This window comes from Peptoniphilus equinus, from assembly GCF_027921445.1.
Taxonomy (GTDB): Bacteria; Bacillota; Clostridia; order Tissierellales; family Peptoniphilaceae; genus Peptoniphilus; species Peptoniphilus equinus.
This window is the reverse complement of record NZ_CP115667.1, coordinates 615,791-629,898: the sequence shown is the minus strand read 5'-3', so window position 1 is coordinate 629,898 and position 14,108 is coordinate 615,791. Positions and strand designations below refer to the sequence as shown.

Annotated in this window: 12 protein-coding genes; 1 reads left to right on the top strand and 11 read right to left on the bottom strand. The window is 39.6% G+C overall.

From position 1 onward, the window contains the following. Positions 1 to 96: 96 nt before the first annotated feature. The 6 genes from O6R05_RS03075 to O6R05_RS03050 all read right to left on the bottom strand — a co-directional run bounded on the left by O6R05_RS03075 (position 97) and on the right by O6R05_RS03050 (position 6,913). Positions 97 to 1,824 carry an aryl-sulfate sulfotransferase gene (locus tag O6R05_RS03075; RefSeq protein WP_271192069.1) on the bottom strand — a complete coding sequence of 576 codons (1,728 nt, stop codon included), beginning with the start codon at positions 1,822 to 1,824 and terminating at the stop codon, positions 97 to 99. Next, entirely contained in the window at positions 1,821 to 2,741 is a 921-nt protein-coding gene (locus O6R05_RS03070; protein WP_271192068.1) for an NAD(P)/FAD-dependent oxidoreductase, read from the bottom strand. The genes O6R05_RS03075 and O6R05_RS03070 overlap by 4 nt, the downstream gene beginning before the upstream one ends. Then, positions 2,729 to 3,508: an Mrp/NBP35 family ATP-binding protein gene (locus O6R05_RS03065; RefSeq protein WP_271192067.1), complete on the bottom strand. Its 780-nt coding sequence runs from the start codon at positions 3,506 to 3,508 to the stop codon at positions 2,729 to 2,731. Before O6R05_RS03065 ends, O6R05_RS03070 begins: the two co-directional genes overlap by 13 nt. Positions 3,509 to 3,558: 50 nt before the next feature. Continuing rightward, positions 3,559 to 4,164 (bottom strand): histidine phosphatase family protein, encoded by a 606-nt coding sequence (locus O6R05_RS03060; protein WP_271192066.1) that lies wholly within the window; start codon positions 4,162 to 4,164, stop codon positions 3,559 to 3,561. 42 nt (positions 4,165 to 4,206) lie between these two features. Continuing rightward, positions 4,207 to 5,862, bottom strand: a complete 1,656-nt coding sequence (locus O6R05_RS03055) for a MutS-related protein (protein ID WP_271192065.1) — start codon at positions 5,860 to 5,862, stop codon at positions 4,207 to 4,209. 109 nt (positions 5,863 to 5,971) lie between these two features. Further along, complete coding sequence (locus tag O6R05_RS03050) at positions 5,972 to 6,913, bottom strand: D-2-hydroxyacid dehydrogenase (protein WP_271192064.1); 942 nt, start codon at positions 6,911 to 6,913, stop codon at positions 5,972 to 5,974. Between the two features lie 201 nt (positions 6,914 to 7,114). Here O6R05_RS03050 and O6R05_RS03045 point away from each other — a divergent pair, with 201 nt between their 5' ends. After that, on the top strand, positions 7,115 to 8,461 hold the full coding sequence (locus O6R05_RS03045) for a TraB/GumN family protein (RefSeq protein WP_271192063.1): 1,347 nt from the start codon (positions 7,115 to 7,117) through the stop codon (positions 8,459 to 8,461). A gap of 137 nt (positions 8,462 to 8,598) precedes the next feature. On the opposite strand, the gene O6R05_RS03040 is transcribed toward O6R05_RS03045, so the two are convergent. The 5 genes from O6R05_RS03040 to O6R05_RS03020 all read right to left on the bottom strand — a co-directional run bounded on the left by O6R05_RS03040 (position 8,599) and on the right by O6R05_RS03020 (position 13,611). Further along, entirely contained in the window at positions 8,599 to 11,100 is a 2,502-nt protein-coding gene (locus tag O6R05_RS03040; RefSeq protein WP_271192062.1) for an ABC transporter permease, read from the bottom strand. Then, the gene (locus tag O6R05_RS03035; RefSeq protein WP_271190990.1) at positions 11,063 to 11,740 is read right to left on the bottom strand and encodes an ABC transporter ATP-binding protein; all 678 of its coding nucleotides are present in this window, start codon (positions 11,738 to 11,740) and stop codon (positions 11,063 to 11,065) included. Before O6R05_RS03035 ends, O6R05_RS03040 begins: the two co-directional genes overlap by 38 nt. Before the next feature lie 88 nt (positions 11,741 to 11,828). Then, positions 11,829 to 12,701: a sensor histidine kinase gene (locus tag O6R05_RS03030; protein ID WP_271192061.1), complete on the bottom strand. Its 873-nt coding sequence runs from the start codon at positions 12,699 to 12,701 to the stop codon at positions 11,829 to 11,831. Continuing rightward, positions 12,689 to 13,342 (bottom strand): response regulator transcription factor, encoded by a 654-nt coding sequence (locus O6R05_RS03025; protein WP_271191635.1) that lies wholly within the window; start codon positions 13,340 to 13,342, stop codon positions 12,689 to 12,691. The genes O6R05_RS03030 and O6R05_RS03025 overlap by 13 nt, the downstream gene beginning before the upstream one ends. A gap of 65 nt (positions 13,343 to 13,407) precedes the next feature. Beyond that, a complete protein-coding gene (locus tag O6R05_RS03020; RefSeq protein WP_271191634.1) occupies positions 13,408 to 13,611 on the bottom strand; it encodes a helix-turn-helix domain-containing protein in 204 nt (67 codons plus the stop codon). Positions 13,612 to 14,108: the final 497 nt, after the last annotated feature.

Genomic DNA, 14,108 nt, shown 5'->3' with positions numbered 1-14,108 from the left:
CATCCCCCGAAAGCACAATAACTATAAAGTAATATTACTTTGGTGTGCTAAGTGAGGCTGTGTAAAAAATTAACCTGTTTGTAGCGGAATACCAAGCTACAACAAAAATTTTTCTATCTTAATGGCATAGTCGTCGTAGCTGATTTCCCCAGTAAAACGGTGCACTTCCACACCGTCTTTATAAAAGATCGTGAGAGGGATGGTGGTGATGTCGAGTTTATCTCTCACACTTTGATTTTCATCCAGAGCCATGTAAAACCCATTGATGTCCGTAAACTCTTCTGTCAGAAGCTCAGTGGTGAGCTCCCGCACCGATTTACAGTGCACGCAGTGATTGCCGCCATAAATGACAATCGTTTCCGGTTTTTCCCCAAGACGTTTCGTGAAGTTTTCCGACGAGATAAAACGAATCTTTGATGTCTCCATCGACATCAGATCCCGTGCACTTTGAATTTCTTCATCCGTTTCCATAGCCATGGTCATAAAGTCGATATCGTCACTGAGTTCTGCGCCGGGGACTTCAGTAAGCGCTACTTTGATCGGAGCAAAATGGGGCACATCGTTTTCTTTCGTCTTAACATCGTAGTACTCATAAGGATAGCGATAACCGCCGTAAATGTAGTTTTTTATCGCAAACTGTCCCTCGGGATTAACCGTATAAGGACAGACCCAGCGCCATACCACTTCATGATCTTCAGTAATCTCATACATAATCCCCGCCGAGCCCATGGAGACCAGTGTATTGTTGTTTGGAAGACGCTGAAGGGAGCCTCCGTAAGGTGCATAGAATTTGTAGCCGTTGAGTGAGGTCGTATAGCCTAAATCTTTCGGCGTGACTTTCCACTGAACTTGAAAGGTAATGGGATTGAATTCCAAAATCCGTGAATAAGCTCGTCGATAACTGTTAAGACCCGTGGCGGAATTTAAATTGGCAACGCCATACCCGGATTCGGCACCGGATTCAAAAAGCAAGATATTTCCCTCGCCCTTGAGCCCTTTCTGAATCATTTGAATATGAGTGGGCCCGATAATACCGTGAAAAGTTCGAAAAACCTCGTTCTCTTTCGGTCCGATCTGCCAGACAATCTTTCGTTTTTTCTTGTCGATAATGGCGATAAAGTTCGATTGTCTCGAGGCGACAATGATGTTCTCAGGATGGAAACGTCGATCCCCCTGATCGTACCACTTGTTCTCGCCTAGGACAGCAAAGGAACTGATGTGAAGATAATCTCCGAGGCCTGTACCTGCAATGACGTTCGGATTGCGATACATGACATTCTTTTGAATTTCAGTATAGCCGATCTCATCAAAGTGATTGGTAAAGGAGAACTTCCACACGAGATTGCCCTGATCGTCCACTTCATAGATGACTTCATCCAAAAGCGGCTTATCAGATACCGCTTTGTTATAGACGGTATCGTGACCGAGGATCAACGTATTACCCCGCTCCCTAGGCAATCCCGGCACGTAAGAACCTACCGGATTGGGCAAACACTGATAGTCGCTATGAGCCCGGGCGCTATAGGTGGACTCGGATTCCAGAAAGCGAAATTTATCATAACGCCACACTATGTCCCCACGCGGGTTGACTTCAATCAGACTTTCCCCGTCCTGCGGCGCAATGCTGGAATTTCGAAATCGACCGGTTCCGACAATGTTCCCTCCGGGAAGCATCTTTGCCGGCATACCCATCATCTTATAGTGTTGGATTTCGTTACCGTTCATATCAAAGAGGAGCACACCTTTATTCGGTGTGGCGACAAGATTCAGACCGTTAAAACACTTCTCCGGATTATAAAATGTGGTGCCCGTTTGAAAAATCATCGGCGATCACCTCGTAAATATCGTTCTGCAAATACCGCCGCCTTTGCCCCGTCAGCCGCCGCCACAATCACTTGTCGCAAGGTGGTCGTGGTACAATCCCCTGCAGCGTAAAGACCGGCAATTTTAGTGCGCATACGCTCGTCCACTTCAATATAACCTTGGTCGTTTAAAATGCCCATGTCTTTTAAAAACTCTGTTTCCGGGGTGCTGCCCACATACATAAACACCCCTTCGCAGTCCATTGTATGTACACCGTCCGGCACTTCAATGGTAATCGAACTCACGTGCTCGTCACCGTTAATACTACGCACCTTCGCATTGTAAATAAAATCAATTTTCGGATTATTCAACAGCCGTTTAAACGTCGACGCATCACCATCTACAATCCCGGTGTCATGAACCGAAATAATGGTGGTGGAGTTGGCAAACTTGGCAATAAAGTCAGCACTTTCAAGAGCCACGTTGCCACTGCCTACAATATAGACATCTTTATCTTTGACGAGCTCCGCATCGCACGTCGCACAATAGCTCACTCCGAAACCGGAGAACTGTGCCTCACCCGGAATCCCGAGAATACGCTCCCGTGTCCCCATGGCGAGAATCACCGTTTTGGCTTCATAGATGCCTCGACGAAGGGTATGAACTCTAAAATAGTCATCCATCACTTCCAGTTTCGATACCGTGCCTCGCATGCGCTCAATCAGTTCCGTGTTTTCGGCGTGTTTCAAAAAGAGATGTGCCAAATCATCGCCGGTGATGTCTTCAATGCCAGGATAATTTCGTATCAGCTCCGTATCTTTAATTCGCCCGCCGAAAGTCTGCTTTTCTAAAAGCAGCGTATTAAGAAGACCTCGGCCGGCGTAGATACAGGCACTGAGTCCGGCCGGGCCGCCGCCGATGACAATTAAATCATACATGCGCCCACATCCTTTGCAAAGTGATCCATGCCCTCGAGATTCAAGTGTTCCACTTGACCTTCATCAATAAATCGGGAGTACATACTGTCCATCGGGATTTGAAGTGTGGCCCGGATGTCGTACTTAGAAGCCAGAGCACGAAGTTTGCTTTCACCGTAGAGATAGGTGATCTCGCCGCAGTGAGGACACTTAAAATATGCCATATTCTCAACCAACCCCACGACAGGCACCGTCATCATTTTCGCCATCTTGATCGCCTTTTCTACAATCATTTCAACCAGATCCTGAGGTGAGGAGACAATGACCACACCGTCCACCGGCAGAGACTGATACACAGTCAGGGCCACATCACTGGTCCCCGGCGGCATGTCCACCAAAAGATAATCCAATTCGCCCCAGTTGACATTTTCATAAAATTGCGAGATGGCTGAGCCCACAACCGGTGCACGCCACAAGACGGGATCCGTCGGGCGATCCAAAATTAAATTCACGCTCACCACTTTAATACCTGTAGCCGACTCAGCAGGTGTAATATTTTTCCCGTCGCTGTAGACTTGTCCTCCGATACCGAAGGCACTGGGCACTGAGGGGCCTGTGATGTCCGCATCTAAAATACCTACCTTGTAGCCTTGACGGCGCAGCTGAACCGCCAGATTCTGACAGACAAAGCTCTTGCCTACGCCTCCTTTGCCGCTGATGACGCCGAGTATTTTTTTGATGTCGGTATATTCATTGGTGGTAAACTTCTTTGGTCCGTGTATCTCCATTGGATTCCTCCTATTGTTATTATAATAATAAATCTATGATTTCTCAATAACTAAATTGTGTCGATAGGGTTCTTCGGTGCTTTTTGTAAAATCTTGAAGGTGCCGCCGCTGTATTCGATAATGTTAAACATAGCATTGCGTCGGACCCGATTGGTCCAAAAGTTTTCCAGTGTGACGCCCTCCATATAGTTGAAGATGGCGGCAATGGTGACACCGTGGCTGACAATCAGTACCGTCTCGTCCTCAGAACCCAAAATATACTTTTCAAAAAATGCCGCCACACGCTCGGACAAGTCGACAAGAGACTCGCCGGTGTCCCGACGGAAACGATGGGGCGAATTAAAGTACATCCGATACGCCTCGGAGTTCTCCGCCTGTATATCGGTAAACTTCCTGCCGCTCCAGTCCCCCACATCCAGTTCCCGCAGCTCGGGGCACATCGTCAACGGTGCACCCTTCGCGATAATCGCCGCCGTGTCCACAGCACGTTTCAAATCTGACGTATAGATAGCATCAAAGTGTAAGTCTTGAACCGATTCCGCCAAAGTTTCGGCCATGGCAATACCTGCCTCTGTCAACGGCGAATCCAATTGTCCCTGAATGCGATTTTCCACATTCCATGTCGTCTCACCATGTCGTGTTAAATATATCTTCACAAATGTCCTTCTTTCTCTTCGTTCTGTATGAATGTAATCAATTTATATCCGGGCTGTCCGAGCGGCACTGCGTGCTTCCAAATGTTTAGCAAGATCACGTGCCGTCTCCGTTATGGTCGTCGGATAATCGAAAAGCTCGAGAATGCGAATAGCGTTACGCGAGGTGGCGGGTCCATCTTTAAGCCGATAATCAAAATAGATGTCATCGTCCGCCACTGCTTCTTCAAAGTGGTAATTGGTAAAGGTTTGAAGCATCGTAGTGAGCTCAATGTCATGGGTCGCCGCTAAAACGACGGCGTCTTCCTGTAAGTAGCTGAGTGTCGCATACGCTGCACTGATGCGATCAATGGTATTCGTCCCTTTAAAGATCTCATCCAGTAAAAGCAGTTTGTCGCCCGAGACATCGACCATTCTTTTAATCGCCGCCGTCTCCTTCATAAAGTAGCTCATGTTCTGTGCAAGGGAATCGCTGATATCAATCGCACTGAGCACCGGCATAGGCTTGGTTGACAAGGTCCCGTGTGCCATGGAGAAGGCATTGGCAAAAATTTGACTGATCCCCACCGTCCGTAGAAACGTCGATTTACCTGAAGCATTAGATCCTGTAAGAAGAATATCACAGCCGGTGAAGTCAAAGGACTGATTCACCTGCTCTCGGCCTAAGAGAGGATGACGCAAGTCCTCACCTTTAAAGGTTCCGTCAAAATGAACCGCCGTTAAATTCTCGCTGATTTTATAGGAGACCAAGGCGAGATAGGCATCTATCATGCCGATAACATGATAGTACGCCATGAGCTTATCTTTATCTCGGTTCAACCGGTCGGCAAGCTTAAAGAAACGGCGCGAGCTGATGAGAAAGATAATATCCAACATCTTTCCCAGCGCTTCAGCTTCTGTTGCGGCGGCGGAAAATCCTATCCGCGACAGCGCCTTGTGATAAAAAGCAAGGTCTTTAAACAGCCGGTTCAGCTCTTGAAATTCTTCCTCTAAACCTGCAACCGGCACGGCATTTAACTTTTTAAAAACCTTGAAGTGTGCCGACAAGGCATTGAAATCTAACAGATTCGCCGCCTGCTTCTTATTCATCTGATAGTTGAGATAACAATTCGTCCCGAGTAAAAAGGGCACGAAGAGCAGCAGAAAAGGATTGAACACGCTTACTATAAGTAGAGGGACAATGGCCCACCCCATCACCTGTACGGGAAGTTTGTAGTCTTTGACCAACCTCAGATCGACACCGTCTCGAAGTAGCGGCACCAACGATCGTTTGGAATAACCGAGCTTGCGCAGTTCCACTTTAAGTGCCAGCAGATTCGCATCCCCCTCGATGGCACTGAGCTTAGCTAGAAGCGCCTTGTGGTAAGCCAAGTCAAAATGTTGCGAGCGAAGCATACGATAGAGTACATGCTCTCCCGCATTGGTGTCACAGTGGTTCAGTGTCTTAAACAGCCTTAGCAGTTCCAAATCATCAAAAGTGATGTCATCCACATCGCCTTCTCCCATGCTGCCTAACACATCGTAGAGCTCACGAAGTTTGTCGTCCTGAAGGCTCTGTTCAGATGCCCTTTTCCCAAAATTCTCCCGAACCAGATGGTTCACACCGGCGTTGTACTTCGACGCACGATAGTAACCGTCAAAGAGGACCACGAGATACACCGCAACGATTAAAAAGATCAACATATACACTGAATTCGCCATAAACTACTCCTTATAAGTTTGATATAGTTGAGTTTATTATACCCCCGGCCTCATGGTTATACAAAATAGAAAAGCCACACCGGTTAAGGTGTGGCTTGAAGTGATAAGATTATAAATTAAATTCTTTTTTAAGGTTTTCGAGCACGACATGGCCGATGTCGTTTTGTGCATCTTGAGTGGAGCCACCGATGTGTGGTGTCACATAGACACGATCCAGTTCAAACAGTTTGGAAGATACCGGTACATCCATAGTGTCCAATCCGCCGGTGCCAAGTTCATCAGCAAGGGTGTCCAAGTTAGCTCCGCCAAGGTGACCGGACTTGATAGCATCATAGAGATCATCTTCGTTGATGACGCCGCCGCGAGCTGCGTTGATAATGATGGCGCCTTCACGCATACGAGCCATGGACTCTTTGTTCAGCATATCTTTAGTATCCGGAGTCAGCGGCACGTGAAGTGTCACAACATCGGAATTTTCCAAAACTTCATCCAAGTCGGTGAGTTTAACATAGTCTTGTTTGATATCAGCTGGCTTTAAGAACGGGTCATAAGCCAGTACGTCCATATGAAAGACATTGGCAATCTCTGCAACACGACGTCCAATGGCGCCGAAGCCGATAATACCCATGGTCTTATTTCTCAGTTCTCGACCGATCCAACGATATTTATTCCACACACCGTTTTTAACTTCATTTTGAGCTTGAACGGTATTGCGATAGAGATCCAGCGCCTTGGCAAATACAAGTTCTGCAACGGCATTGGCGTTTTGTCCCGGTGAGTTGTGAATTGGAATATTCTTTTCTGCAGCATAAGCCTTATCAATGTGGTTAGTTCCTGTAGAACCGACAAAGATGGCCTTAAGATTCTTTGCGGCATCTAATACTTCTTTATTGATGAACGGATCCACACGCATAATAAGAATGTCATAAGGTTCAATGATCTCTGCCAAACGCTCGCTGGTAGGAAGCATTTCCTTGTCCAGTTCGATACCCAGTTCTTTGAGACCTTCGTCGATGACTTCAGACATATAGTCAACCATTAACGCTTTCATGTAATCTCTCCTTTTGAATGTTGTATTAAGTACACTAATGAAGTAATTGTTTTCCTCCATTTCATTGTATCACATCCCTTTTTTTATTCAATTGGAAAAGAAGGTCATGCATTTTTTATATAGAATGCCGCCAAGTATACCCTTGAGTTTATAAGTGGTCAGTTTGGGTATGCTTATAACACAATAGTTAAAGGAGGTATTATGAAACTATCGTTTAAACTCGCACGACCTATCAAACGTATGGCTCTCACTTTAGGGGTTTCCCTCACCATGATGGCACCGGCATTTGCCGCTGAGGCTCAAGCTCCGGCTGTAAATAATTTAAAACTCAGCCCTTGGGCTGTACAATACGTCAATGATGCTCAAATGCAGGGACTGTACCCTGTCGGAGTTGAATCTCAACGAGACTTCACGATTCCTGCGACCAAGGATGAGTTAAACACGTTGGCTGAAACGGCAACCAAAAAACTTGCCGGCTACCATCTCAAAGAAAACAAAAATTTTAAAGCAGAAACCTCAGACGACGCTCTCACTCGTAGCGACGTGCTGATTGACATCTATAACATCGTAGGTAAATACGACGACACCGCATACACCGACGCTCTGGACTACTTTAAAAAGAATGAGCTCATCCAAGGTAACGGCGATGACTTAGCATTGGAGAGCACCGTCACTTTGGAACAAGCTCTGACTTTCTATAACCGAGCCGTCACCGATGCCGTCTATGATGACAATATGGGTTCCAAAGGGGTGTTCTATAAGACGGAGGCCAACGGCAACACCGTCTACTTCCTCGGTTCCATTCACGTCGGAGACGCCGGTTACTATCCTATTGACGATGACATTATGAAAGCTTTCAATGAGAGCGACATGCTGTATGTGGAAGCCGACATCACCAACCCGATAACTGCGGAGCAAGCCGCCGTATTACTCCACGGCGACAAGCCTTTACAAGAGGCGCTCTCACCTGAGCTCTATGCCAGAGTGAAAAAGCTCATGGACAGTTTCGGAGCACCGGAATCGAGCTATGCCGACATGTCCTTGGCGGGACTCTATAACACTCTGTCGTCGTTGCCGCTGGTGAATGATCCGAACGGCGCCGTCTTCGGCGTGGACAATTATCTGCTCATCAATGCGAAATTGATGGAGAAACCTATCGGCGAAGTGGAATCGATGGATTTCCAAATGGATTTTCTGAAGAATTTTGGAGATGACAATTATACGCCTCTCATCGAAGATCTGTTGACACAACTTGAGCAGGACAAGGGCAAAGCACTTGCTGATGAAACCTCAGCCATGAAACAAGCTTGGGTAAAAGGCGATGCAACATTCTTTCACACCATGTTTACTTCCGGTGATACCTTCACCGAATATCTTCTGAAAGATCGCAATCCGAACATGGCAAAAAAAATCGATGAACTGCTGAAATCCAAAGACCAGAAAACTTACATGGTCGTTGTAGGAAGCGGTCACTACACCTCCGACCAATCGGTTTTAGATTATTTAAAAGATATGGGTTACACCATTGAAACACTCACAGGAAAATAATAAAAAAAGAGGAGCCTAAGGCTCGTTGAATTAGGGATTTTAGAAAAACTGATTTAGAGAGTCTTTAGGTGGCAAGATAAAAGGCTATGAGTTTCAATACTCACAGCCTTTTTTATTTCTGGTTAACATAAAAAATGTTATTCTAAACTTCTTATTCTATCTACAAGACTATTTTGGCTGTGCTTTTCATAAAACTTTCCAGTAAATATTACTCCAATGATTATATTTACAAAGTTTACAAGAATAAGTGGCGTGATTACAAATTTATAAGAAGTCCACTTAGTTTGTTCCATAAAATCCAACAAGATAAATTTATCTACAAGAAGCATAATGATGAAAGAAAATACTAAGCCGCATAAAGAATAAATCAAATTCTTTTTCACCAAATATTTTTTAATATTTTTCTTTGTCATTCCAATTGCTTCAAGGATTGATAAGTTCACCATATTTCTCAAAATTTCAGTAGCAATAACATTTATAAAATTCAGTACAGATATTAAGAATAATACTATAGATAAACTATAACCCACAAATTCTATAAGATTTTTGAAATCTTTAAAAGACTTTATTTGAAGATCTCTTGAGTCATAGGAAAATCCTGGTTCATTTTCAAAAGATTTTAATAACTTATCAAAATTTTCCTTTTCACTATCTTCTACATCAAATCCATAGGACATTATACTATTATCGCCTGTGAGTTCTTTGTACAAATTAGGATTTAAATAAAAATATTCTAAATCTAACTCAGGGCTAGACTCATCAAATTGATTTTCCTGGATAATAGGATAATATCTCAATCCATCGGAAAAATTATAATTAATATTTCCCATAATTTGGACTTCTTTAATGCTATTTTTTACTTTGATCTTTATTTTATCGCCAGCTTTAAATGAAGATTTCTTATCGCTATCTTCACCTACAATGACATAATTTCCAGTTTGCCATTTATCTTTATCAAAATCTCCATCTATAAATTTTTGTTTGTTTATTAAATAGTCATCTATTCCCAATAATATTGGAGCAACTTTATTGTCTTCTATTTTTATATCCGGATATGTGTACTCATAACCGTATGAATATAAGGCACCTCCACTTTTAAATCCTTTATGGTTTTCTATTTCACCGATATACTTTTCATTAATACCGTCTTCACTTCCTGAGTACATATACCTAAAATATTTTGGGCTTGCTATATTATAGTCCGTTGCAATTACATCAGAAATCCCCTTTTCTAGATCAATATTGCCGGTATAAGTTAAAACGCTATTTAAAATAACTGCAGATAAGCTAATAGAAAGAACTATCGATATAAATCTAAATTTATTGGAAAAAACTTGTCTTCTAGACAGCTTTCCCAGAGAAATATCTTCGCTTTTATATTTCTTTTTTATCGTGGTTTCATTGTATCTGCTGGCATCTATTGGAGAAACTTTTGCTGCATACCTTGCAGGTCTCATCACCGATAGAAATACTGTAAGCAAAGTAAAGGTTGTCGAAAATAAGATAATTAAGACCATTACCGTTAGTGATAATTTTACATTCGTTAACATCTCATTACTTGCAAATATTTTGTTTAAAATGATTTTTCCGATAGAAATTCCAATTATATCTCCAATTATTATTGAAGGAAGTGCGACTGCTAAAGACTCAAGATGAATAAGTTTTTTGATTTGTGGCTTTGTCATTCCAATTGTTTTTAAAAGTCCTAGAAGTTTAATATCTTCATTTACGGATATCTTAAAAATATTATTTATTATTAAGTATCCCGCTACAATTACTAAAATCAAAAAAGCTAAGAAAGGTAAAAATGTTTTAAAATCAAAACTACTATCACCAGAAAAAATATATGCAAAGTTAACACCAATTCTTATTTCTTTGTCGGATAGATTTCCAGGGTCATCTACCACTTTATAACCATTTCTCTCTGCAATTTTTATAAGCTTATCCCTTATCATAAAGGAATTCTTTAGCATTACTTCCACGTCATTATTATTTCCCGGAAGGGATAATTGATCTACATAAGCTTTTGATAGATAGATTTGTCCTACACCAACGTTGGAGTCAATAGGATTTTGAAAAGTCCCCGATATAATAAATTTCTCACTTTTCTTTTCTATAATCTCTCCTGTGTAAGGTTTTTCAATACTGTATGGAATTTCTATCTCTTCACCAATTTCTCCTTTATAACCTAACTTTTTAGCAGTTGCTATATCTATAAATACTTGATTCTCTTTTTCCGGAAACTTTCCCTTAACTTTTTCTATTAGAGACCATTCAAATCCTTTTTTGTCCATATAGGATAGTTCTGCCATAACTTTTTCATCATCAAGAATGCCAACTTTCTCTCTAACTGAAAAATCCTTTATATCCTTATCATGGGTTAATATTTCTACATCTTCATCACAAATATCTTTGAAAGAACCATGGCTGATTGTTCCAACAGTTTTCATCGTTTGGGTTTCCATGCTTTTTCCTAAACCTAAGGCAACTGAAAATAGACTTGTAAATAGTATAGAAGTCAAAGCAATTGCTAATAAGAGAATATTTCTCCTACTTTTATTTGCATTTAAAATATTTTTTGCAAGGTGCCTTATATAAGCTTTATTTTTGACTTTCATTTTTTCCCACCAGCTTTCCATCTTCTATCCTTAGAGTTTTTTCTGCAGCTTGAGCGACGGCATCATCGTGAGTAATCATAAGAATAGTATTTCCAAGCTCTTTATTAATCTTTTTTAGTAAGTAAACAACTTGGGAAGAAGATTTTGAATCTAAATTTCCTGTAGGTTCGTCAGCTAGAATTAAAGATGGTTTGGTAACCAAGGCTCTTGCTATGGCAACCCTTTGTTGCTGTCCACCAGATAATTCGTTTGGCATTTTATTTTTTTGATCACTTATCTCAAGTATATCTATTACAAAATCAACATATTTTTTATCTACCGCATCCCCATCTAGACCAAAGGGAATAATTATATTCTCATACACATTTAACATTGGCAAAAGGTTATATGCTTGAAAGACAAAACCAATATTTCTTCTCCTAAAAATAGTTCTCTCATCATCTTTTAAAGCATAAATGTCTGTACCATCAATCAATACTTTTCCGCTTGTAGGATAATCAAGTCCACCTAGTAAATGTAATAGGGTTGATTTCCCAGATCCACTTGCTCCAATTATAGAAATAAATTCTCCCTTGTTTACTTCGAAAGATACTCCATCAAGAGCTCTTACTTCCACGTCATTTGTTTTATAATATCTTTTTAAATTTTCTACTTTTAACATATATGTCACCTCTTTACATTTAATATAACATTCATATCTTACAAAGTACTTACAAGACTTCTTACAGTTTTGTAAGAAAAAAGACTTCTCACAAGGGGAAGTCTACTGAAAATTTTATTCTATTTTCGTCTAAAGACGCTCTTATATTTCCACCATGCTTTTCTATAATTTCTCTGGCTATAAATAGACCTAAACCCAAACCGTCCTTGGAAACTGAATTTTTTCCTCTATAAAATCTTTCAAATATCTTTGGCAAAGTTTCTTCTGATAAGTCTTTGCACTCATTTTCTATGTCTAGATTGTAGTTTAGGTAAGATTTATAAACTGAAATGTTAATAGTAGAACCATTGGGCGAGTATTTTATAGCATTATCTACAAGATTGTGGATAGCTTCTTTAAGCCATCTTTCGTCCAAATTGAAAATTAAGTCTTCGGCTTTTAAATCTATGATTATACATTTTTCATCCAATATTACTTTAAATTCTCTCAAAACATCTTCTACTATGTCTTTTAAATTTGCTTGATGTTTTTGTAAGGAAATAATATCTGATTCGAGCCTAGAAGATTTTACTAGGTTTTGTATTAAAAATTCTAGTTTATTAAGTTCATACTTTATAATTTCAAGATACTCATCTTTCGGATCATCTTCTAAAAGACTAATGTATAAAGAAAGGTTGGTAATGGGTGTCTTGGTTTGGTGTGATATATCTGCTATTAAATCTTTTGTTTTACTTTTTTCTGTATTTATTTTTGTTTCTTTTACTTGGCTGGCATATAAGAATTTAATGAGTTTTGATTTTATTTTAGATAATTCCTTTTCATCAAATTCTGTAGTTTCTAAATTTCCATCCAAAGCCTTATCAATGTAGTCTGAAAGTTCACCCAGTTCATTTCTCAAGACAATGTATTTATATAAAATAATTCCAATTATAAGAGCTAAAAAACCTATTAAAACTGCCATTTATAACCAACTCCAAATACCGTTTCTATTGGGTCATAAGGTTTTAATTTATTTCTTATCCTAGAAATATTGACGCTCAGTGTATTTTGATCAATAAATTCATCATCTATTCCCCAAACAAAATCAAATAGTAATTCCTTAGTAATAACCTGAGACTTGTTTTTTATCAGGTAGTACAAAATTTTTGTCTCTGTTCTTGTGAGATCTATATTTTTATTATCTACATAGAAATTACTTTCATTGAAATTAAAGTCTAAACCCTCTTTCTTGTAAAGATTTAAATCACTAGACACTATTTTTTCAAAGGCTCTTTTTATCTTTGCTTCTAGGATTCCTAAAGAAAAAGGCTTGGTTAAATAGTCGTCTGCCCCTAAATTTATAGCTGAAATGATATATGCTTCAAGATCTATGGCAGATAAAACTATAATGGGAATTGATGAAGTTTCTCTGATATATTTTATTATTTCAAGACCATCTCCATCTGGTAAGTTCATATCGAGTAAAATCAAATCCGCATCATCAATAAAATTTTTAGCTTCACTAATTGTGTTTACAGAAAAAATTTCATATTCTTTATTTAAGGCTATGGAAAGTCCTTTATTTAAATTTTTATCATCTTCAATTATTAATATCTTTTTCATAGTTTCTGACACCATCAATTAAAGTCCGTAATTACAAATATAATACAGAATTCTTATATAAACTGTCACTTATTTCTATACTCCAATATTTCTGATATATCACACTTAAAATATTTACAAATTCTACCAAGTATCTCCATACTAACATTTTCATCTCGTCCCATTTTAGCTATGGTATGAGGAGTTGTGTTTATGGCTTTTTGTAAGTCTAGTTTATTCATCTTTTCATCTATTAATTTTTTCCATAATTTATCATAGGAAAATCCCATAACTCACCTCAAATTAATCTTCTACTTTGTACAGTTTTTCTATAATATTATACCACATTCTACAACTTAATCTTTACATATTTCTTAAGACGGATTTATTTCCGTCTTTTTTTAATTAATAGAATTAAATTTTCTAAATAGCTAATCAAAACCACCATTTTTGTCTTAGGGCTAGTGAAGGGAGAAATATTTTTTTAATAACCGGAAAATTCATCCTAATTCCTACTTATACAGATAGATGAAGAAATAATTACTCAAAACCTTTGAAAATGTCCTGAGTCTTTTAGGAGAGAAAAATTTTTAGCACAGGTTGAAAAAACTATGTTTTTCTTCGCCTGTGATATGAGAGGAAAAATAAAACCTAACAAAACCATCAAAAATGTCCTAGGGCTAGTAGAGGGAGAAAAATATTTTTAAAATAACCGGAAAATTATTTCTCAACTTTACTTATATAGGTAGAGGATAAAAAGATTACTCAAAACTCTTCTAACTGTCCT